A 22370-nucleotide genomic window follows, 5' to 3' on the forward strand; every position below is an offset into this window, starting at 1 on the left:
AATTTATAGTTTTAAAGCCAATTAATTTTTTGTTAGTTGGCTTTTTTATTTCTTGTATTTATAGTGACCGACAAGTTTATATTTGAACAAACAATCTTCTAAAACTTGTCCACCTCCTACATTATGAACAATCAAAAATCGTTTACCATCGTTTGACTTTAAATGCGTAATAATCCCAATGTGTGGCATTTTGTCATTAATCATCCAAGTGACCATTTCACCCGTTTTATAATCAGATGCATTTTTTGTTACCGCTAACTTTTGCCCTTTTCGAGTGAAAAACGTTTCTAAATTTGGTACACGTCGATGGTCAATATTCGTATCCGTTTTCTTCAATCCCCAAGTTTTTGGATAGTTTGAGAAATTTGACTTCATGTCAACATGAACTTCTTTTTGCAAATCAATTCCCAACTTTCGGTAAGCTCGAATAATTACATCTGTACAAACGCCTTGAGTTGTTGGAACGTCGCCGTTTGGGTACGGAATAGAAACGTAAGCGCCATTATAAACCACTCGGTCTTTCGTCAAGCTGATTGCAGCATCTGCTAATTTCTGCTGAAAACTTTTTTCTTGATTCCAAGATGAAATTAGCAGCAAAAAACTTAAACTGTAAAGTAATTTCATTATTTTAGTGGTTGATATTCAGGTTTTAAACGACTGAATATTGAATTTAGTATAATATATAATAAGTATAAGCCATGGAACCACAAACTTCTTTTCCAATCAGCCAATGGGCCGAAGACGATAAACCTCGTGAAAAATTAATGTTGAAAGGCAAACAAGTTTTAAGCGATGCCGAACTTTTAGCGATATTAATTGGCTCCGGAAGTCGGAACGAAAGCGCCGTTGATTTGAGCAAACGTATTTTATCAAAAGTCGAAAACTTGAAAGCCTTGGGAAGAATGACGTTCAAACAACTCACCGAATTTAAAGGAATTGGTGAAGCGAAAGCCGTTACAATTCTTGCTGCAATGGAACTTGGACGCCGTCGAGGTTCAGAAGAAGAAGTGGAATTAAAGAAAATCACTTCAAGTAAATCCGTTTACGATATCATGCAACCCTTCATTGGCGAATTGCCACACGAAGAATTTTGGGTTTTGTATTTGAGTAATTCCAATAAAGTCATGTATAAATCGCAGTTGAGTAAAGGCGGAATCACAGGAACTGTGGTGGATAGTCGAATTGTTTTTAAAACTGCTTTTGAACAAAATGCTGTAAGTATTATTCTTTGTCACAACCATCCCTCGGGAATTTTGCAAGCAAGTCACGCCGACAAACAAATTACGAAAAAGATAAAAGAGGCAGGAAAATTACTTGAAATCAATATTTTAGATCATTTGATTATTACTAATGCTGGCTATTTAAGTTTCGCGGATGAGGGAATGATGTAAGTATGAAACTTACGTTAAATAGCTGCTAAATTTTTTCAAGTTTGGTTATATTGCCGACTCAAAAAAATTACGCAATTTTAGATGATACATACGGAAAACGTAGTCTTTCAATACAATTCTGAAACGCAATTTCAGTTTCCTGATTTGCGTTGTAATTCGAATGAAACGTTACTTATTACGGGAGCTTCTGGTAAAGGAAAAACAACCCTTTTACATTTGTTAGGCGGACTTTTAAAGCCAACTTCCGGTTCAATTCAAATAAATTCTACTGATATCTGTGGACTTTCTTCTAAAAAGTTAGATCATTTTAGAGGTCAAAATATTGGATTGATTCTGCAGAAAGCACATTTCATCGCGTCGCTAACTGTTTTAGAAAATATTGAACTAGCTTCATGGCTAACTGATAAAACGAAGAAACGTGAAAAAGCGAAGGAACTCTTGTCGCTTTTGGGAATGGAAAAATTTGCTTCAAAATTAACAAGTCAATTGAGTATTGGTCAACAACAAAGGGTTTCTATTGCGAGAGCTTTGATTAATGAACCAAAATTACTTTTAGCAGACGAACCCACATCAAGTTTAGACGATCAAAATGCAGAAATTGTAGCTGATTTATTAGTTGATTTGTCTCAAAAATACAATTCGGCGTTAATTATTGTGACGCACGATCAGCGATTAAAAGAACGTTTTAAAACCGCAATAGAATTATGATTTTTAAAATTGCATGGAAAAACATTTGGTTCAAACCACTCAACACAGTTTTGAGTATTATTTTATTGACGGCAAGTGTCGCGATAATTTCTTTATTGATTTTATTACAAAAACAATTTGAAAAGCAATTTTCAAGCAATATTGATGGCGTTGATTTAGTCATTGGGGCGAAGGGAAGTCCGATGCAATTGATACTTTCATCCGTGTACCAAATGGACGCGCCAACCGGAAACATTAATTACAAAGAAGCAAAGGTTTGGATGAAACACCCGTATGTGAAAACGGCAATTCCACTAGCTTTTGGTGATAATTATCGTGGTTTTAAAATCTTGGGAACTACAGCGGATTATCTTACAAAATACGACACGAAAATCAGTTCAGGAGTTCTTTTTACTAAAAACTTTGATGTCGTTTTAGGCAGTGAAGTTGCCCGAAAAATGAATTTGAAAGTGGGAGACACCTTTTTTAGTTCGCATGGAGACGCTGTTGAAGGAGAAGTGCATGAAGAGCATCCGTACGTGGTGAAAGGAATTGCGTCTTCGACTGGGAAAGTAATTGATAATTTAATTTTATCAAATATTGAAAGTGTTTGGGCCATTCACAATCACGAGGAAGAAGCTGAAACTGTTGTTGCAACAACACATGAACATCACGAAGGCGACAATCATGAGCACGACGAAAATGTTGTTGAATACGATAATCACGAAATTACTGCTGTTTTAATTAAGTTGAAGAACAAAATGGGATTTGTACTTTGGCCAAGACTAATTTCTCAAAACACAGATATGCAAGCTGCTTCTCCAGCAATTGAAATCAATAGATTGTTTTCGCTTTTCGGAATTGGACTTGATGCGTTGCAATATTTGGCTTACGGAATTATGTTGATTTCAGGAATCAGTATTTTTATCGCTTTATACAATACCTTAAAAGAACGTAAATATGAATTTGCTTTAATGCGGGTTTCTGGAGCAAGTAGATCACAATTATTGATTTTAGTGCTTTTTGAAAGCATATTATTATGTTTTGTTGGATTTGTATTTGGTACAATTGTTGGACGACTGGGATTGTATTTCATTTCGACATCAACCGAACAGGATTATAAAATGGCGTTCAATCCGTTTGAATTTGCCGTAAAAGAAGAAGGAATTTTATTTTTAACCACTATTTTTGTTGGTGTTATCGCAGCTTTAATTCCTGCTGTAAAAGCATACCGACTTAATATTTCAAAAACGTTAGCTCATGCATAAATCAGTTTTATTTTTCGCTTTACTTCTCTCATCGTTTTTTGCTTCCGCAAAAGAGGTTTCGGTTTCTAAATTTGAAAAGTTAGATTTTAGTCAATCAGAATTTATCACAACACCAATTGATTCTATAAATTGGAAGTTTTTAGGAATGATTAAATTCATCAAGAAAGCCGATAAAGAATACGGTGAAGTAATGTATCCACAAGTCAGTCCATTATTGAAACAAAAAGCAGGTAAAAAAATAGCCATTAGTGGTTTTATAATTCCTATTGACAACACCACGTTCGCATTAAGTAAAAATGTTTTTGCATCTTGTTTTTTCTGTGGCCAAGCGGGTCCGGAAACGATTATGGGAATTAAGTTTAAAGGTGGTACTCCAAAGTTGAAAACCGATCAATATGTGACTTTAGTGGGTACTTTTCGCATCAATGAAAACGACGTAGAAGATTGGATTTACCATATTGATAATGCGGAAATTGTAAAAGGTAAATAATTTGAAAACTACAATTACCGACGTTTTTTTTGACTTAGATCATACACTTTGGGATTTTGAAAAAAATTCTGCTTTGACTTTTGCGAAAATTTTGCACAAGAATAATATTGATGTGGATCATGCTGCATTTCTAGAACATTATGTTCCTATAAATTACAGGTATTGGGATTTGTTTCGTGATGATAAAATTTCCAAGCAACAAATGCGTTTGGGTCGCTTACAAGAAACATTTGCCTTGTTGAATAAGATTGTTGACGAAGAGCAAATAAGTGTTTTAGCAGACGATTACATTGCGTTTTTACCTGAAAACACATTTCTTTTCGAAGGAACCATTGAGCTTTTAGAGTATTTAAAGCCCAAGTATAACTTGCATATTATTACCAATGGTTTTAAAGACTTGCAAAACTATAAATTAAAAAATTCTAATTTGACTCCTTATTTTAAGACAGTAACCAACAGTGAATCTGCTGGAGTGAAAAAACCGAATCCTATTATTTATGAATATGCGTTGCAACAAGCGAACGCAAAAAAAGAACAAAGCGTGATGATTGGCGATTGCATTCATGCCGATGTTCTAGGAGCGCTTAATTGTGGAATTGATGCAATTTTGTTCAGTGAAATTCCACAAGTTTTAGAAGATAAGACGATTAAACAAATCAGTCATTTGTTAGATTTAAAAAAATACCTATAATTCCATTAGAATTTCAATTATGAAAAATATATTTTTATTACTATTCAGTTTGTGTACCGCTGTCTCATTTGCACAAAATATAAATGCGTATGAATTTGTGATCGTTCCCACGAGATTTGAATTTCAAGAAAGTGAAAACGAATATCGTTTGAACACTTTGGTTAAATTCCGTTTAGAGCAATATGGCTTTAAAGCGTTTTATACCTCAGATGAATTAAAAACAAATTACGACGAGCGTTGTCGTTATTTAAATGTAGATGTCGTAAACGTAAGTGGACTATTTTCAACGAAATTATACGTAGTATTTAAAGACTGTAAAAAAGCGATAATTTATCAGTCTGCAGTAGGAAGTAGTAAAGTGAAAGATTATAAAACAGCATATGCCGAAGCTTTAGAAGAAGCTTTGCAATCAGTGAAAGCTTTAAACTACAAATTTGATGGCAAAAAAATGGAAGAAGTTGGTCCAGCCTTAAAACTAAGCGTGCCTGTTGCAGTTGAGAAAACGGAAATTGTAATGGAAAACGCATTGTTCGCTCAACCAATTGCGAATGGATTTCAGTTAATTGATACCACGCCTAAAGTTGTTTTAAAAATATTTAGAACTTCGCAAGCGGATTATTATACCGCTACTTCAGAAACAAAAAATGGCGTTGTTTTCAAAAAAAATGGGGAGTGGTTTTTTGAGTATTATGTGAACGACCAACTTATTTCAGAGAAGTTGACTATTAAGTTTTAGAAATAATTTATATTTTGCAATTCTCCCAAAGGGATTTTAAAAACAAAAACTTCGAAACAACATACCACTTAATAAAGGTATTGACTCTTTCTATAATTGAAAAACCATAGGAAAACTTCAGCTTAAGTAAATTTTGAAAAGGAATAAATTCCATATTAATTTAGTAACCGTATTTGTTTTTCCATCTGTTCTTTAGGAATTCTTTCGTAGCGTTTTCTCGCGAATTATTACCCGGAACGTAAAATGCTGTGTTTTTAATTTCGTCCGGAAGAAACTCTTGATCGGCAAAATTATTGTCGTAATCATGTGAATATTTGTATTCTTCACCATAACCCAACTCTTTCATCAGTTTGGTTGGTGCATTCCGCAAATGAATTGGAACGGGTAAATCTCCGGTTTGCTTTACTAATTTTTGTGCTTTTCCGATGGCGAGATAGGAAGCATTACTTTTGGGAGAAGTTGCTAAATAAACAGCACACTGACTTAAAATAATTCGACTTTCAGGATAGCCAATGGTGGAAACCGCTTGAAAAGTATTATTCGCCATCACAAAAGCAGTTGGGTTCGCATTACCGATATCTTCACTTGAAAGAATCAGCATTCGTCGCGCAATGAACTTTACGTCTTCACCGCCTTCAATCATTCTAGCAAGCCAATAAACGGCAGCATTGGGATCACTTCCTCTAATTGATTTTATAAAAGCAGAAACAATATCATAATGTTGTTCGCCTGTTTTGTCATACAAAACAGTGTTTTTCTGCACCAACTTCATCACCATTTCGTTTGTAATTACGACGTCGTCTGTTTGCGAAGCATTGATTACTAATTCGAATATATTGAGTAATTTCCGACCGTCTCCGCCTGAAAGTCGAAGTAGGGCTTCCGTTTCTTTTAGGTCAATGGTTTTGCTTTTTAAGTAATGGTCTATTTCCATTGCGCGATGAAGCAATGCCAATAAATCGTCTTTTGAAAATGGATTTAAAATATAAACCTGACAGCGAGACAGTAAAGCAGGAATCACTTCGAAACTGGGATTTTCGGTTGTAGCACCAATTAACGTAATCCAACCTTTTTCAACAGCGGCAAGAAGAGAATCTTGTTGCGACTTGCTAAAACGGTGGATTTCATCAATAAATAAAATGGGGTTTTTAGTGGTAAACATTCCACCACTTTGCTTGGCTTTGTCAATCACTTCACGAATGTCTTTTACGCCGGAATTGATCGCACTTAATACAAAGAATGGACGTTTGGATTCTTTAGCAATGATTTCTGCTAAGGTAGTTTTTCCTGTTCCTGGCGGCCCCCAAAGTAGGAGCGAAGGGATGATTCCTTTATTTATTTGTTGCGTTAACGAGCCTTCGGGTCCTACTAAATGCAACTGACTGATGTAGTCTTCTAAAACTTGAGGACGAATACGTTCTGCTAAAGGTGCTTCCATCGTGTAAAATTACTCAAAATAATTGACTTGAATTTTGTAAATTATGACACATTAACATACATTTATTTTTGGAGGACTTCTTGATAACTTAAGAGGGAATTACGCCTTGACTGTGTGTTTAAGTTTTTATACATGAATGAAAATCATTTTAAATTTTCCTTATCTGTTTTAGTTTTACCGCTGCTTTTTGTACTATCCATTTGGACAGTGTATTGGTTTGAAATCAGATTCAATTACAATCTATCCGACTTTGGTATTTATCCAAGAACGTTAGAAGGTTTGAGAGGTGTTATATTCAGTCCGTTCTTACACGGTAGTATTGAACATTTATACAGCAATACAATTCCAGCGTTCTTATTAATGGCTTCACTGCGTTATTTTTACAGAGGTAATTTCTGGAATGTTTTAGGGTATGGAATTTTGTTTTCCGGATTCCTAACTTGGTTAATTGCTAGAGAATCCTATCACATTGGAGCGAGTGGATTGATTTATGTATTGGTGAGCTTCATGTTTTTTAAAGGTTTGCGTTCACAATACTACAGATTAGTCGCTTTGTCTTTAGTCATTATTATGCTTTATGGTGGAATGATTTGGTATGTCTTTCCCGACATCGAAGATGGAATTTCATGGGAAGGACATTTAGCTGGATTGCTTACTGGTTTCGGAATGGCTATTTTTTACAAAACACCGGATTATAAGAAATTTCTAAAATACGATTGGGAACAACCTGATTATAATTGCGAAGGTGACAAATTCATGGAGCGTTTTGATGAAAATGGGATTTTTGTAAATGCTCCTAAACCAGAGGTAGTCGAGGATTTAATTCACGCTAATATGTACCAACATTCAACGGCTGTAAATCAGTATAAGATTATATATCACTTCAAGGAAGAAGAAAGTTTAGAATAAAAAAAAAGCACGATTTAGAACTAAATCGTGCTTTGAATATGTTTATTTGTCGTTTATTTTCGCTGACGAACCGCTTCGTAAAGAAAAGCGCCACAAGCTACAGAAACGTTTAAAGAACCGATCGTTCCAAACATAGGTAACTTTGCTTTTTCATCAACAATTTTCAAAACAGAAGGATTTATCCCTCTGTCTTCTGAACCCATAATAATTGCAATTGGTTCATTTAATGCGATGTCGTAAATAGTTTGATCTGTTTTTTCCGTTGCAGCAACTGTTTTTATTCCGGATCCTTGTAAGAAGAAAATCGCGTCTTTAATATGTTCAACTCTACAAATAGGAATGTTGAAAACCGCTCCTGCAGAAGTTTTTACCGTGTCGCCATTAACTGGAGCAGCACCGGATTTTTGAACAATGATTCCATCAACACCCGTACATTCTGCCGTACGAATTATTGCTCCAAAATTTCTAGCGTCAGATATTTGATCTAAAACCAAGAACAAAGGTGTTTTTGATTTCTCAAGAACTGTTTCTATTAATGTTTCAATGTCCACGAAGGAAATTGGTGCTATGGTTGCAACGGCACCTTGGTGGTTATTTGGCGTCAATCGATTTAATTTTTCGACAGGAACATAAGTAAAGTTGACGTTGTTGCGTTTCATTACTTTCAATAAATCCTTCATCAATTCGCCTTGAGCGTCTTTTTGAAGAAACACTTTATCTACTTCTTTACCTGCTGTAATGGCTTCTACAATTGCCCGAATCCCAAAAATCAAATGTTCTTTTTCCATAGTGCAAATGTAATAAAAAAAACCATCCGTTTTTGGCGGATGGTTTTAACTAATTAAAAATACTTGTATTAATATTCGTCTTCTAAGAAACCAGTTCTTTTATGACCTTCATACAAAATATCGTATCCTGGAGGATCGTAACTAAAGTGCACTCTAAAAGAGATTTTGTTTACAGTATGTCCACCTTGAGATACTGCACCATCTTTCTCAATTTTTCCGTCTGTTATAGTTACAGTTGTACCTGGATCCAAAAGATTATCGGTTTCAGGTGATGAAAAAGTACCATCATCGTTAATTGTAAATTTTGCTTTGATGTAATATCCATTTTCCTTATCATCAATCCACATCGTATTGTCATTAGCTGACGTATTGTAAGTGGAGTGTAGTGCATGGTCTACAACTAAATCACCATCTGTATCTGTAAGTGAGATGAACCAGTCACCAGCAAATTGCCCAGTGTTTGTTTGTCCTGCAGTTGCATCGCCCCCTTCATCACACGCGGTAACAGAACTGAATAGTACAATTCCAAAAAGTACTTTAATAAAATTGTTTTTTATGTTTTTCATTTTCATAGTATTATAGTGGAACTTGTGTTAAAGTTGCTGTAAAAGAATAAGGGGTTGGAGGATTTCCTGGAGCATCCCATGAAGTGGTCATCACAAGTTTTTTAGTTGCAGGTGTTACTGTAAGTCCCGTAATATTTGATACACCGCCAAAATAGGCATTCGTTAAAGTTGCAGGAAAACTGAAATCATTTGTTGCAATATTATTTGCTACAATAATTCCTCCAGAAGTATCTGATCCAGCGATAGCACGTCCAATACTGTACCATCCAGCAAATGCGTCAGAGATTTGGTACGTATTGTCAGCTTTCTGCCAAATCAAAACATATTTCATGTTTGTATATGCCGCACCACCTGTTCCATTTCTAGTAACTGTAGAAGTGTACAATCCTGCAATACTGTTTACTAAATCACCTGTCTCAATTACATAAACTGTTTTAGAGATTGAACCTGAAAATCCATCCTGGTTTACTGCTGTGTAAACTATTTGATAAATGTCAACTACATCCGTGTCGATTGTAGTTCCTCCTCTATATTTACCAGTGATTGCTGTTGTATAAGGTATTTCAGTATCGCCTTCTTTTGCGATAACACCTTCGTCAACAAATTCTGCACCTTTATCAACGAAGATAACATCATCTCCTATCAGTGTAAATTGCGGATAATACGTAATTTGTGAAACATCTCCTGAGTCGTCTTTAGAACAAGAGACCAGTAATAATGTTACGACTAAAATTGAAATTATTTTTTTCATAATCATTTTTTTTTATTAGTTAACATCCCACCAAACAGGAACTTTTACTGTTTCTAAAGCTGGGCAATTTGGATTTCTTGTTTTTACGTTAGCTGGGAATACCATTCTTTTTGGGAATACACCACCTGTTGTACCGTTTAGTGAGTATGCAAACTCTCCTGAAACATAACTAGGGCTAGATTGTGGTACTGCTGAAACTAATGGAAATCCTGTTCTGTTTTGTTCAAAGAAAGATTCAAAACCATTTCCAGGGAATCCTGATACCCATTTCTGTGTAATAATAGCTTTAATCTTAGCACTCAAAGTTCCCGCAGTTGGATACTCGTAAGCACCAGCCGCTGCAACAAATGAAGCACCGCTTTCGCCAAATTTAGAAAAAGCCGCTTGAACTCCTGCATCATACTTCGCTTTAGCTCCAGCGCCACCGCTGTAACGCTCTAGTGCTTCTGCTTGCAAAAACAAACTTTCTTCTTGACTCATAAAGTAAACAGGTGTCAATGCCTCTAAATGCACTACTGCAAAAGATGTTGGTGCTGATAAACTATTAAAGTCTCCTTGATTCAAAGCAAGTCCTGCATCGTAAAATTTCGCAACACGTGGATCAGAGTTTTGAGTTAAGTAAGAAAATAAAGTCGTACTAGCACGTAAATTTGTTTTAGTATTCAATTGTCTTCTGTCTGATTCAAATAAAGGATTACTTCTACTTGGAGCATCCTCGAATTGAACTAAAGCAGCATCAGTATTTAAGAAATCTGCATTTGCAGCAAATAACTCATTAATTCCCTGTTGTGCAATTGAAGGTCTTTTTTCACTTTGTCTTAAATATAATTTTAGAAGTAACGTATTTGCATACGCTTTCCAGTTACTCATATTTCCACCAAAAATGAAATCATCTGCTGCTGGAGCAGATCCCAATGAAGAAGCTAAATCTTTAGACAATGCTTCTTTCATATCAGCAACCATTAGGTCGTAAACTTCTTCACCTGTATTGAATTTTGGTGTTAAGATTTCACGATTGTTCGCTTCTGTATATGGAATTTGATCATAAAAATCAGCCATTATTTGAGATGCTTGTACTTCTAAAGTTGTAGCAATTAAATAATAATTCCAGTTCTCTTGTTGTAGTGCAAGTTTTTTTACATTTCTAATGTCACCTAATGCATCGTACATTGCTGTCCAACCACCTTCGTAATCATTTGTTCCAATAGAATATTCATCAATATTCTTGTACTGATTTGAAGCATTACTTTGTGTCCAATATTGGGACCAAAATCCACCTACTAAAGCGTAGTAAGAACCTTGTGCTCCAGCAAGACCCACCATTCCTGACGGCATCTCAACAGATAATGCTACGCCATCGGCACTTAGATTATCCGGGTCTCTGTTGATATCAAAATCTTCATCACTACATGCGGTGAAGATTGATAAAGCTGTAAATAATAAAAATATTTTTTTCATGATTTTTTTTTTAGAATGATAATTTAATTGAACCACCAAAAACTCTTTGAGAAGGATTCGCTCCAAACTCACCAAATTCACTTAATAAATCATTTCCGTAAGAAGTAACTTCTGGGTCAATATAAGGATTTTCTGCTGGAGTCCACATGAATAAGTTTCTTCCATAAACACCTACTGATAATTTAGTTAGACCAATTTGTTCAGCAATTTTAGAACTAAAATCGTAGTACAAGCTGATGTCTCTTAATCTAATAAATGTTTTGTCAATTAAATGGTCTTTTTCAACACCAGGATTGTTAGAGGTATTTCCCCAAAAGTTTGTGATGTTTTCAAAAGTAATTGGTGTTGTGTTTTCAGTATAACCTGTAACATTTCCAGTCCCATCTACAACTTCATTTACCGAGTTAGGAATGATGAATGTATTTCTATCGTTGTAAGCTGTTTCAATACCGTTTCCTACGAAATGAGACAATCTTTTAGTGTAAGAATACATTTTCCCACCTTGTTTCCAATCAAATCCAAAAGATACAGAAACGTTTTTGTATTTAAGTGTATTTTGAAGACCCATGATGAAATCTCTTTGACCATCAGCCACATACTCTAATTCGTCAGTAACTTTGTAATAACCTGTATCTGGATTTACTACATACTGACCATCTGCATTAACAACAGGTACTTGTGCATAAAAAGAACCAATAGGTCTTCCTTCTTCTGCAGCAAATGTAATTCCGTATGCTTTGGTAATTTCGATTCTTGAACCGCCGTTTACTCTAGTAACTTCATTGTCGTTTTTAGCGAAAGTATAGTTTAAGTTCCAACTAAAATTATCTGTTTTGAATGGTGTTAAACCAACTGCAACTTCAATACCTTTATTTACAACATCACCAATGTTTGATGCTTGTGAAGAATAACCTGTAGAAGGGTCAAGTGGCACAGCTACGATTAAATCTTCTGTTTTTCTGTTGTAATAAGAAACGTCAAACGTAACTTTTCTTCTGAATAAACTTGCTTCAAAACCAACTTCGTATTCCGTTGTTCTTTCTGGTTTTAGGTTAATATTACCCAATACTCCTGAAAGTTCGTAAAAATTAATTCCACCAAAAGGAGAAGAAATAAGTCCGAAATTTGCTGCAGCATTACCAGTTACTAAAGAAGATTCCGTTTGGTAAGGATCAGTGTCGTTTGCTACTTGAGAAACAGCACCACGTAATTTTAAGAAATTAGCTCCGTTGTCAATAACAATTCCACTTAATGAAGCTGCTGGATAGAAGTAAGAGTTGTTATTCGTAGGAAGTGTAGACGTTTTATCTTGTCTACCACTTAATGTTAAAAATAAACGCTCTTTAAACGAAAGTTCTGCTTGACCGTAGTAACCAAAAGTTCTTCTCAAAGAATTGTTTTGTGAAATTTCAGGACGGTTTGCACTATTTGATAATTCGTAAAAATTAGGAACATCTAATCCTGTTACGCTAGCGTAAAGTGTATTTCCTTCTCTTTGATTGTAACTAATACCTGCTAAAAGGTTTAATTTGAAATCTTCGCTTAACATACGATCGTAGTTAAGATTGAAATAGGTATCAAATTCTGAACGTTCAACACGACCTTCAGTTACACCACCAACAACAGGGTTTGCAGCACCTAGATCCTGAGCAGAACCAGGTAAATAATTTACTATTGCACCGTAACTTTTAACATTTTCAACTCTATAGTTACCACCTACTTGCCAGCTTGCTGATAAGTTATCAGTGATTTTGTGGTTGATATTGATGTTTCCAAATAAGTTATTTCCAAGTATTTTTGTTGAATTTTCATTAAGTGAAAAATACGGATTAGCAGAATAAGGAGTAAAATAATAACTTGGCGTATTAAACGGATTATTTTGATAATCAGCAAAGTCTACTACACTTACATCACGAGGAATTTGAAGCAAATCTTGCATCAAAGTAGATCCTTCTCCAGCGTCGTCACCTTGTCCAGTGTTAACCGCATTTTGATCTCTGTTCGTGAAATTAATGTTCGTTCTGATCGATGTTCTTTCGTTTTTGATTCCTCCATTAAATGTGAACGATCTTTTAACAAAAGCATCTGAATTAGTAGGGATAACACCATCGCTATCCATATTTGTAAAACCTAAAGAGAAATCAGAAAATTCACCACCACCACTAATGTTAATAGAGTTAGTTGTAGTCAAACCTTTTTCGTAAAAATCTCTAACATTGTCTTTTAATGCTACATACGGTTTGATTTGTTGAGAATTGTCGTAAACAGTTCCCCAAGGTCTGATTTCACCATTAAATGCTGGACCCCAAGATCCATTCTCATTACTTGGTCCTGCACCAGTTGACAATTGAGAGAAACCTTGTCCATTCCAACCTTGTCCAAATTGATTTTGCAAGTGTGGAACTCGCGCTACTTCATTGACATCTAAAGATGTAACAAAATCAACGTTTATTTTTGAACTATTTTTTCCCTTTTTAGTTGTGATGATAACAGCACCTCTACCAGCTCTTGAGCCGTATAAAGCTGTTGCAGCAGATCCTTTCAAAAAGGTAATTTTCTCAATACTATTTGGATCAAGATCGTTTAATCCTGTACCACCATCAAAAGATCTAGTAGTACTTGTAGATCCACTAGCTGAGTTGTTAATAGGTGTTCCATCAATAACGTAAAGTGGTTGATTTGTTCCAGAAATAGAACCAATACCTCTCACGATTACTTTTGTAGAAGCTCCAGGTTGTGTAGGAGCACTAATGTCAACTCCTGCCACTTTTCCAGATAAACTTTCTAGTGGATTGTTTGTTACAACATTAGTAATGTCTTCTTTACTAATTGTTGTGGCGGCATATCCAAGAGCTTTTTTATCTCTTTTAATACCTAAAGCAGTTACAACAACTCCTTCTAATTCGGTTGCATCATCTTGCAATTTAACCGTTAAATTCTGAGAAGTAGCTTTTACTTCTTGGCTTTTCATACCAATGTAAGTAACTACTAAAACTTGAGTTGGGGACGCCAGGATAGAAAATTTACCATCCATGTCTGTTTGCGTTCCTGTTGAAGTTCCTTTGACTAAAATGCTTACGCCAGGTAGTGGTAGGCCGTCGTTGTCCGTCACGGTTCCTTTAACACTCCTTTCTTGTGCAAAAGCAAATTGCCCAATTAGCACCAAAAGTAGCGCTAGGTAATTCGTTAATTTAGATTTCATATTATTTGATTTAGTTTAATATTTCAAAATTCTAAAATCTAGGTTAAAAAACCTAAAATAAAATCACAATTTTTATGGTTAATGTGAAGGGACTATTAAAATTTCGTTATAAACTTAATCTGAACTACTGAATTTGCTAGTTTTATCGCTTGTTGATTGATGCTTCCGTTAGCGTAAATGAGGTTTAAAAGACCGTTTTTCGACCCAATTCCGACGCCAAAACCCAGTCCTAATAAGTTATTTGTAGTAGAATTAGTGTCGTCTTTGTAAAATCCGTAGTCCAAAACGCTGTGCATATATAAATTTGACGATAAAATGAAACGATACTCAGTCATCAGCGAGGCCATCGTATTTGCTTGTAAGCTATTTTCGGCAAAGCCTCTAATGGATTGAATTCCTCCAAAACGATACAGTTCGTTTGTAATGAAATTAGAACTTGATAAATAAAAATTTTCGCTTCTTAGATTGACCACATTTCTCTTATTCAGATATAAATCATGGCTCATATTTAGTTCGAAAAAAGTTTGACTATTTGTTTCTAATTTTGATGTTCTACTTCCGAAGCCTGTTTTAAAAATAAATTTTGTTTTCTGTGGAAACAGTCGCTCATCTGTATAGTTTTTATATTCAAACGTTGTGGTAACGAACTTACTTTCATAATCACTAATCAATAAATTAGCAGTATTTTGAATGTCGCTTGATTCTGTTGACTGATAGCCGATAAATAGTTTTTTGTTGTAATTAAAATAGTAGCCTAAATCAATCGCAGTTTTTGTATTTTGAAACAAACTATCTTGCTTGAAAATATTCAGATTTGCTTTAATTCCTAATGGTGTTTTAAATACATAGGGAATTTCAATTCCTGCATTAAATGTGACTTGCTTATTATCGTCGCTCTTCCAATACAAACTAAATTCTTCTCCAGAATTTAAAACATTGATTAATGATAAATCTAAATAACCTGTGAATTTGAGTTTGCTTTCTTCGTCATTTGCAAAACCGATATAACCATCAAACCGGTTGGCTTTCGCTTTTTCTAAATATACATATACTTTTGTGCTGTCTTTTGTAAATAGAATTTCCGGATAGCGTGTTTGGGTTGTAAATCTGAAATTACTAAAATCGGTGTATACTTTATTTAAATTGCTTTTGTTGAAGGTCTTTTTTCGGTAGAGGCGTTGCAGGTTTTTTTTATGTCCTTCAGGGAATTTATCGTATCCATTAATTACAATTTCATTTAAAATCCTTTTTTCCTTTGCGTCAATTTTTAAAGTTGCGAACAGTTGATTGTTGCTTTTTTTAAAGTCGGTTAATTGTAGCGTAGCGAGGGAATATCCCTTTGATTCCAGTTCAGCTAATTTTTGTTGTAAGAATAATTCGGTTTTATGTATTGGTAGGATAAGTGTGTCTTTTTTAAATAAAAGGTAAGTGAACGTTTTTCCTACATATATATGTATCAATTTTGTTTGGATTCCTAAATTGAAATTATATTGGTATAAACTGTCGTTTATTTTTTTTGAATCAACTAATTCATGTTCGAGATAGCCAATTTGAAGCAGCTTGTTAGAGAATTGTTGTACTTCCTCAAGAATGTTTTTCGCATTTGAATGCTTTTTCTGGTAACCTACTGAATCGATTGTTGTGGATTCTATTTTTGAGGTGCCATTAATTTTTAACGAAAGTTGCTGGGCAAAATTATTTTGACCTATAAATAACAGAAGAAATAGAATTACTTTTTTCAACAGATTAAATTTGGATAAAAATGTTTTTCATTTTGAATAGGAACCACGTTCTGATAAACGTAAATTTTAAATTGTGTATTAAGTTAGAACGCTAAATAGCAGAAAATGTGCAGAAATTAGTGATGTAAAATTAAAGTAAAAATTGATGTCGTGTCCTAATAAAATTAAATCTTTATTAATGTGATTGAAAATTAATGAATTATGATTTGATTTTAGAAAAAACTTTTTTACATTTGCAACCCCGTAAAAAGCGGGAAAATTATATTTAAGAAATTTTTAGTATTAATTATGCCAACAATTCAACAATTAGTAAGAACTGGAAGAACTCAGATGACTAAGAAGAGTAAATCGGTTGCTTTAGATTCTTGTCCTCAACGAAGAGGGGTATGTACGCGTGTTTACACTACAACACCAAAAAAACCAAACTCTGCAATGCGTAAAGTAGCGCGTGTACGTTTGACAAATGGTAATGAAGTAAATGCTTATATCCCAGGTGAAGGACACAATCTACAAGAGCACTCGATAGTATTAGTTAGGGGTGGAAGAGTAAAAGATTTACCTGGAGTTAGATACCACATTGTACGTGGTGCGCTTGATACATCAGGTGTAGCGGGAAGAACGCAACGTAGATCAAAATACGGAGCGAAACGTCCAAAAGAAGCAAAAAAGTAAATCTAAAACACGCTTGAAGCAATTTGTTTAAGTAGTAAGTTAGTCTTATTGCTTTTATTTTATTGTCTAAAGCAAAACAACGAAAAGAAATGAGAAAAAGAGCGGCCAAAAAAAGACCACTTTTGCCAGATCCAAGGTTTAATGACCAATTGGTAACGCGTTTTGTGAACAACTTAATGTGGGATGGTAAGAAATCAACAGCTTTTAAAGTATTTTATGATGCAATGGATATCGTAGAAGCAAAAAAGCAAGATGCTGAAAAATCTTCAGTAGAAATCTGGAAAGATGCACTAACAAACGTTATGCCTCACGTAGAAGTACGTAGTCGTAGAGTAGGTGGAGCTACATTCCAAATTCCAATGCAAATTAGACCAGATCGCAAGATCTCTATGGCTATGAAGTGGATGATACTTTATGCACGTAGAAGAAATGAGAAATCTATGGCTCAAAAACTAGCTTCTGAAGTTTTAGCTGCTGCTAAAGAAGAAGGTGCTGCTGTTAAAAAGAGAATGGATACTCATAAAATGGCTGAAGCGAACAAAGCATTCTCTCACTTTAGATTTTAATTAAAAAGATGGCTAGAGACTTATTATATACAAGAAACATTGGAATCGCTGCACATATTGATGCTGGTAAAACAACAACAACTGAGCGGATCCTTTTTTATACAGGAAAAAATCACAAAATTGGTGAAACGCACGAAGGTTCTGCAACAATGGACTGGATGGCGCAAGAGCAAGAACGTGGTATTACCATTACTTCTGCTGCTACAACTTGTGAGTGGAATTTCCCTTCAAAGCAAGGTAAAGCACTTCCGGAATCTATTTCTTACCACTTTAACATTATCGATACTCCTGGTCACGTGGATTTTACCGTAGAGGTAAACCGTTCGCTTCGTGTACTTGACGGATTGGTTTTCTTGTTTAGTGCAGTTGATGGTGTTGAGCCTCAATCTGAAACAAACTGGAGACTTGCTGATCAGTACCGTGTGCCTCGTATGGGATTCGTAAATAAAATGGACCGTCAAGGATCTAATTTTTTAAGCGTTTGTCAACAAGTAAGAGACATGTTAAAGTCTAATGCAGTTGCAATCACTTTGCCAATCGGTGAAGAAAACGATTTCAAAGGTGTTGTGGATTTGGTGAAAAATCAAGCCATTATTTGGCATGATGAAAATCACGGAGCAACGTATGATATTGTTGACATTCCTGCAGATATGTTGGACGAAGTGAAACAATACCGTTCAACTTTGATTGAAGCAGTAGCTGATTATGATGAAAATCTTTTGGACAAGTACATGGAAGATGAAACTTCTATTACTGAAGAGGAGATCAACAAAGCTTTAAGAGCAGCTACTATTGACATGGCGATTATTCCTATGTTATGTGGTTCATCATTTAAAAATAAAGGAGTTCAGTTTTTATTAGATGCAGTTTGTAAATACTTGCCGTCTCCAATGGAGAAAGAAGGTATTTGGGGAATTCATCCAGATGATGCTGATTTGTTAGAAGAAGACCAAACGCCTATTTTGCGTAAGCCTTCTGTAACTGAGCCATTCGCTGCATTAGCATTTAAAATTGCTACCGATCCTTTCGTAGGTCGTTTAGCTTTCTTCCGTGCTTATTCAGGACGTTTAGATGCGGGTTCTTATATCTTGAATACACGTTCAGGTAACAAAGAAAGAATTTCTCGTATCTACCAAATGCACGCGAACAAGCAAAACCCAATTGATTTTATCGAAGCAGGTGATATTGGAGCAGCAGTTGGATTTAAAGATATCAAGACTGGAGATACAATGTGTGACGAAAAGCACCCAATTATTCTTGAGTCAATGAAATTCCCAGATCCAGTAATTGGTATTGCAATTGAGCCTAAAACTAAAGTTGACGTTGATAAAATGGGTATGGCTTTAGCTAAATTGGCTGAAGAAGATCCAACATTTACAGTAAGAACAGATGAGGCTTCTGGTCAAACTATTATTTCTGGAATGGGTGAGCTTCACTTAGATGTACTTATCGATCGTATGAGACGTGAGTTTAAAGTTGAAGTGAATCAAGGTGAACCTCAAGTAGAATACAAAGAAGCGTTCACAAGGTCTGCAACACACAGAGAGACGTACAAGAAGCAATCTGGAGGTCGTGGTAAATTCGGTGATATCGTTTTTACATTAGAGCCTGCTGATGAAGTGGACGGTAAAACTCCAGTTGGATTGCAATTCGTTAACGCTGTTAAAGGTGGTAACGTTCCTAAAGAATATATCCCTTCTGTTGAAAAAGGATTTAGAGAAGCTATGAAAGCGGGTCCATTAGCTGGATACCAAGTTGATAGTTTGAAAGTTACTTTGACAGACGGATCTTTCCACCCTGTGGATTCAGATGCATTGTCTTTTGAATTAGCTGCTAGAATGGGATACAGAGAAGTAGCTAAAGCTGCTGGTGCTGTTATTCTTGAGCCAATCATGAAGATGGAAGTTATTACACCAGAAGAAAACATGGGAGATATCGTAGGTGATATTAACCGTCGTAGAGGTCAAGTTAACGACATGGGTGACAGAAGCGGTGCTAAAACTATTAAAGCGGATGTGCCTTTATCTGAAATGTTTGGTTATGTAACTACATTAAGAACATTGTCATCGGGTAGAGCTACTTCTACAATGGAGTTTTCTCACTACGCAGAAACACCTTCGAATATTTCAGAAGCTGTAATTAAAAAAGCAAAAGGAACCGCTTAATTCAAAGAAAATGAGTCAAAAAATCAGAATAAAACTAAAATCTTACGATCACATGTTGGTAGACAAGTCTGCTGAAAAGATTGTAAAAACTGTTAAGAGTACTGGTGCAGTTGTAACGGGTCCAATTCCATTGCCAACTCACAAAAAACTTTTCACTGTACTACGTTCTCCACACGTTAATAAAAAAGCGAGAGAACAATTTGAAGTAATGTCATACAAGAGATTAATTGACATTTACTCTTCCTCTTCAAAAACAATTGACGCTCTTATGAAATTAGAGTTGCCAAGTGGAGTAGAAGTTGAAATCAAAGTTTAAGTAGTAGTTCAAAAGAAATAAAAGGACGCTGCTTTTAGACGAACAAAAGTTTTTTTGGATTGTGTGTAAATAAGTTATACTTTTGCACCTCAAAAAAATTAGGGTTCGGTTAAAAGCTGCGTTCTATTTTATATTTAATAATTAATAATTAATATTATGTCTGGGTTAATCGGAAGAAAAATTGGCATGACAAGCATCTTTGACGAGAACGGGAAAAACATTCCTTGTACTGTTATTGAGGCGGGACCATGCGTAGTTACCCAAGTCAGAACCAAAGGTGTTGACGGGTATGAAGCGTTGCAACTTGGTTTCGATGACAAAAAAGAGAAACAGTCTACTAAAGCGGCCGTAGGTCACTTTAAAAAAGCAGGTACTGTTGCTAAGAAAAAAGTCGTTGAATTCAAGTACTTCGAAAATGAACACAAATTAGGTGAGGTAATCACTGTAGACCTTTTTCAAGAAGGCGAATTTGTTGATGTACAAGGTGTATCAAAAGGTAAAGGTTTCCAAGGGGTTGTTAAACGTCACGGTTTTGGTGGTGTTGGACAAGCTACTCACGGACAACACAACCGTTTGAGAGCACCAGGATCTGTAGGAGCTTCCTCTTATCCTTCTAGAGTATTCAAAGGAATGCGTATGGCAGGAAGAATGGGAACTGATAATGTAACTATTCAAAACTTAAGAGTGTTGAAAGTGGTTGCAGATAAAAACCTACTTTTAGTTAAAGGTTGTGTTCCAGGACACATTAACTCTTATGTAATCATTCAGAAGTAATGGAAGTAAAAGTTTTAAATATCACAGGAAAAGAAACTGGCAGATCGATTACTCTTTCTGATTCAGTATTCGCAATTGAGCCAAATAATCACGCAGTCTATCTTGATGTTAAGCAATATCTTGCTAATCAAAGACAAGGTACTCACAAAGCTAAGGAAAGAGCCGAAGTTAAAGGAAGTACTCGTAAGATTAAAAAGCAAAAAGGAACAGGAACAGCTAGAGCTGGTAGTATTAAAAACCCTTTGTTTAAAGGTGGAGGAACAATTTTCGGACCACGTCCACGTAGTTATTCATTCAAATTGAATAAACAAGTGAAACGTTTAGCTCGTAAATCAGCTTTCTCAATCAAAGCAAAAGAGTCTAATATTATCGTTCTAGAAGATTTCAATTTTGAAACTCCAAACACTAAAAATTTCATCAATGTTTTGAAAGCTTTAGGGTTAGAGAATAAAAAATCGTTATTTGTAGTGGGTGATTCAAATAAAAATGTATATTTGTCCTCACGCAATTTAAAAACTTCTAGCGTTGTAAGTCACTTAGAATTAAGTACTTACGCTATTTTGAACACTAACAATCTTATATTGTTAGAAGGTTCTTTAGAAGGAATTGAAGAAAATTTAAGTAAATAATAGGAATATGAGCATCATAATGAAGCCTATAGTAACTGAAAAAGTAACCAAAGAAAGTGAAGTTTCTAACCGTTTCGGATTCGTTGTAGATAAAAAAGCAAACAAAGTACAAATTAAGAAAGCTGTTGAAGCTGCTTATGGAGTAACTGTAGTTTCAGTTAATACAATGAACGTACGTCCAGATAGAACTACTAAATACACAAAAAGTGGTTTAATCAGTGGAAAAACCAACGCTTATAAAAAAGCAATGGTTCAAGTAAAAGAAGGAGAAACAATTGATTTTTACAACAATATCTAAGATAAAATGTCAGTAAGAAAATTAAAACCTATTACCCCGGGTCAGCGATTTAGAGTTGTGAATGGTTTTGACGCCATTACAACTGATAAGCCGGAGCGCTCATTGATAGCACCGATAAAAAACTCAGGAGGTAGAAATAGTCAAGGAAAAATGACCATGCGTTATGTCGGCGGTGGTCACAAGCAAAGATATCGTATCATTGATTTCAAACGTACTAAAGATGGAATTCCAGCTAAAGTACAGTCGATTGAATATGACCCGAATCGTACAGCTTTTATTGCTTTATTAGCTTATGCTGATGGAGAAAAAACCTATATTATCGCACAAAATGGATTGCAAGTGGGTCAGAAATTAGTTTCTGGTGCAGATGCTTCTCCGGAAATCGGTAATACCCTTCCATTAAGTAAAATTCCACTTGGAACAGTAATTTCATGTATTGAATTGCGTCCAGGTCAAGGAGCAACTATTGCTCGTTCAGCAGGAACTTTTGCTCAATTAATGGCAAGAGACGGAAAATATGCAACAATTAAAATGCCTTCTGGGGAAACAAGATTGATCTTGTTGACTTGTTCGGCTACAATTGGAGCGGTTTCTAACTCTGATCACCAATTAATTGTATCTGGTAAAGCAGGTAGATCAAGATGGTTAGGTAGAAGACCTAGAACTAGACCAGTAGCTATGAACCCTGTCGATCACCCAATGGGTGGTGGTGAAGGTCGTTCATCAGGAGGACATCCACGTTCAAGAAACGGTATTCCTGCTAAAGGTTATAGAACTCGTTCTAAGAAAAACCCGAGTAACAAATATATTGTAGAACGTAGAAAGAAATAATA

Annotated in this window: 23 protein-coding genes; 15 read left to right on the forward strand and 8 right to left on the reverse strand. The window is 35.2% G+C overall.

Going from position 1 to position 22370, the window contains the following annotated elements:
* Positions 1–45: 45 nt before the first annotated feature.
* Entirely contained in the window at positions 46–624 is a 579-nt protein-coding gene (locus YWA_RS0109800; protein WP_022828338.1) for a DUF1287 domain-containing protein, read from the reverse strand.
* Between the two features lie 74 nt (positions 625–698).
* Here YWA_RS0109800 and radC point away from each other — a divergent pair, with 74 nt between their 5' ends.
* The 6 genes from radC to YWA_RS0109830 all read left to right on the forward strand — a co-directional run bounded on the left by radC (position 699) and on the right by YWA_RS0109830 (position 5263).
* Positions 699–1391 carry a RadC family protein gene (gene radC, locus YWA_RS0109805; RefSeq protein ID WP_022828339.1) on the forward strand — a complete coding sequence of 231 codons (693 nt, stop codon included), beginning with the start codon at positions 699–701 and terminating at the stop codon, positions 1389–1391.
* Between the two features lie 81 nt (positions 1392–1472).
* Positions 1473–2099 carry an ABC transporter ATP-binding protein gene (locus YWA_RS0109810; RefSeq protein WP_022828340.1) on the forward strand — a complete coding sequence of 209 codons (627 nt, stop codon included), beginning with the start codon at positions 1473–1475 and terminating at the stop codon, positions 2097–2099.
* The gene (locus tag YWA_RS0109815) at positions 2096–3346 is read left to right on the forward strand and encodes an ABC transporter permease (RefSeq protein WP_022828341.1); all 1251 of its coding nucleotides are present in this window, start codon (positions 2096–2098) and stop codon (positions 3344–3346) included. The genes YWA_RS0109810 and YWA_RS0109815 overlap by 4 nt, the downstream gene beginning before the upstream one ends.
* The gene (locus tag YWA_RS0109820; protein WP_022828342.1) at positions 3339–3836 is read left to right on the forward strand and encodes a hypothetical protein; all 498 of its coding nucleotides are present in this window, start codon (positions 3339–3341) and stop codon (positions 3834–3836) included. The genes YWA_RS0109815 and YWA_RS0109820 overlap by 8 nt, the downstream gene beginning before the upstream one ends.
* A 1-nt stretch (position 3837) precedes the next feature.
* Positions 3838–4527 (forward strand): YjjG family noncanonical pyrimidine nucleotidase, encoded by a 690-nt coding sequence (locus YWA_RS0109825; protein WP_022828343.1) that lies wholly within the window; start codon positions 3838–3840, stop codon positions 4525–4527.
* A gap of 19 nt (positions 4528–4546) precedes the next feature.
* Positions 4547–5263 carry a hypothetical protein gene (locus tag YWA_RS0109830; protein WP_022828344.1) on the forward strand — a complete coding sequence of 239 codons (717 nt, stop codon included), beginning with the start codon at positions 4547–4549 and terminating at the stop codon, positions 5261–5263.
* Between the two features lie 160 nt (positions 5264–5423).
* Here YWA_RS0109830 and YWA_RS0109835 read toward each other — a convergent pair whose 3' ends face one another.
* Positions 5424–6701 carry a replication-associated recombination protein A gene (locus YWA_RS0109835; protein ID WP_022828345.1) on the reverse strand — a complete coding sequence of 426 codons (1278 nt, stop codon included), beginning with the start codon at positions 6699–6701 and terminating at the stop codon, positions 5424–5426.
* 132 nt (positions 6702–6833) lie between these two features.
* On the opposite strand from YWA_RS0109835, the gene YWA_RS14920 reads away from it, so the two are divergent.
* Positions 6834–7610 (forward strand): rhomboid family intramembrane serine protease, encoded by a 777-nt coding sequence (locus YWA_RS14920; protein ID WP_022828346.1) that lies wholly within the window; start codon positions 6834–6836, stop codon positions 7608–7610.
* Positions 7611–7663: 53 nt separating this feature from the next.
* Here YWA_RS14920 and rlmB read toward each other — a convergent pair whose 3' ends face one another.
* The 6 genes from rlmB to YWA_RS0109870 all read right to left on the reverse strand — a co-directional run bounded on the left by rlmB (position 7664) and on the right by YWA_RS0109870 (position 16117).
* The gene (gene rlmB / locus YWA_RS0109845; RefSeq protein ID WP_022828347.1) at positions 7664–8398 is read right to left on the reverse strand and encodes a 23S rRNA (guanosine(2251)-2'-O)-methyltransferase RlmB; all 735 of its coding nucleotides are present in this window, start codon (positions 8396–8398) and stop codon (positions 7664–7666) included.
* A 68-nt stretch (positions 8399–8466) separates the two neighbouring features.
* A complete protein-coding gene (locus YWA_RS0109850; RefSeq protein WP_026718727.1) occupies positions 8467–8964 on the reverse strand; it encodes a lipid-binding protein in 498 nt (165 codons plus the stop codon).
* Between the two features lie 10 nt (positions 8965–8974).
* A complete protein-coding gene (locus YWA_RS0109855) occupies positions 8975–9715 on the reverse strand; it encodes an immunoglobulin-like domain-containing protein (RefSeq protein WP_169627255.1) in 741 nt (246 codons plus the stop codon).
* Positions 9716–9730: 15 nt separating this feature from the next.
* The gene (locus tag YWA_RS0109860) at positions 9731–11173 is read right to left on the reverse strand and encodes a SusD/RagB family nutrient-binding outer membrane lipoprotein (RefSeq protein WP_040472176.1); all 1443 of its coding nucleotides are present in this window, start codon (positions 11171–11173) and stop codon (positions 9731–9733) included.
* Between the two features lie 10 nt (positions 11174–11183).
* On the reverse strand, positions 11184–14375 hold the full coding sequence (locus tag YWA_RS0109865; RefSeq protein WP_022828351.1) for a SusC/RagA family TonB-linked outer membrane protein: 3192 nt from the start codon (positions 14373–14375) through the stop codon (positions 11184–11186).
* Between the two features lie 95 nt (positions 14376–14470).
* Entirely contained in the window at positions 14471–16117 is a 1647-nt protein-coding gene (locus YWA_RS0109870; RefSeq protein ID WP_022828352.1) for a BamA/TamA family outer membrane protein, read from the reverse strand.
* Positions 16118–16405: 288 nt separating this feature from the next.
* On the opposite strand from YWA_RS0109870, the gene rpsL reads away from it, so the two are divergent.
* From rpsL to rplB, 8 genes are all read left to right on the forward strand, one after another.
* A complete protein-coding gene (rpsL, locus tag YWA_RS0109875; RefSeq protein ID WP_022828353.1) occupies positions 16406–16789 on the forward strand; it encodes a 30S ribosomal protein S12 in 384 nt (127 codons plus the stop codon).
* Positions 16790–16878: 89 nt separating this feature from the next.
* Complete coding sequence (rpsG, locus tag YWA_RS0109880; protein WP_026718729.1) at positions 16879–17355, forward strand: 30S ribosomal protein S7; 477 nt, start codon at positions 16879–16881, stop codon at positions 17353–17355.
* 8 nt (positions 17356–17363) lie between these two features.
* Positions 17364–19520 carry an elongation factor G gene (fusA, locus tag YWA_RS0109885; protein WP_022828355.1) on the forward strand — a complete coding sequence of 719 codons (2157 nt, stop codon included), beginning with the start codon at positions 17364–17366 and terminating at the stop codon, positions 19518–19520.
* Between the two features lie 10 nt (positions 19521–19530).
* Positions 19531–19836, forward strand: coding sequence for a 30S ribosomal protein S10 (gene rpsJ, locus YWA_RS0109890; protein ID WP_011963470.1), 306 nt, complete (start codon positions 19531–19533; stop codon positions 19834–19836).
* A 156-nt stretch (positions 19837–19992) separates the two neighbouring features.
* A complete protein-coding gene (gene rplC / locus YWA_RS0109895) occupies positions 19993–20610 on the forward strand; it encodes a 50S ribosomal protein L3 (protein WP_022828356.1) in 618 nt (205 codons plus the stop codon).
* Positions 20610–21239, forward strand: a complete 630-nt coding sequence (rplD, locus tag YWA_RS0109900; protein WP_022828357.1) for a 50S ribosomal protein L4 — start codon at positions 20610–20612, stop codon at positions 21237–21239. Before rplC ends, rplD begins: the two co-directional genes overlap by 1 nt.
* A gap of 7 nt (positions 21240–21246) precedes the next feature.
* On the forward strand, positions 21247–21537 hold the full coding sequence (gene rplW, locus YWA_RS0109905; protein ID WP_022828358.1) for a 50S ribosomal protein L23: 291 nt from the start codon (positions 21247–21249) through the stop codon (positions 21535–21537).
* A gap of 6 nt (positions 21538–21543) precedes the next feature.
* Complete coding sequence (rplB, locus tag YWA_RS0109910) at positions 21544–22368, forward strand: 50S ribosomal protein L2 (protein WP_022828359.1); 825 nt, start codon at positions 21544–21546, stop codon at positions 22366–22368.
* The last annotated feature ends 2 nt before the right edge of the window (positions 22369–22370 follow it).

It is taken from the genome of Flavobacterium antarcticum DSM 19726 (assembly GCF_000419685.1).
GTDB classification, from domain to species: domain Bacteria; phylum Bacteroidota; class Bacteroidia; order Flavobacteriales; family Flavobacteriaceae; genus Flavobacterium; species Flavobacterium antarcticum.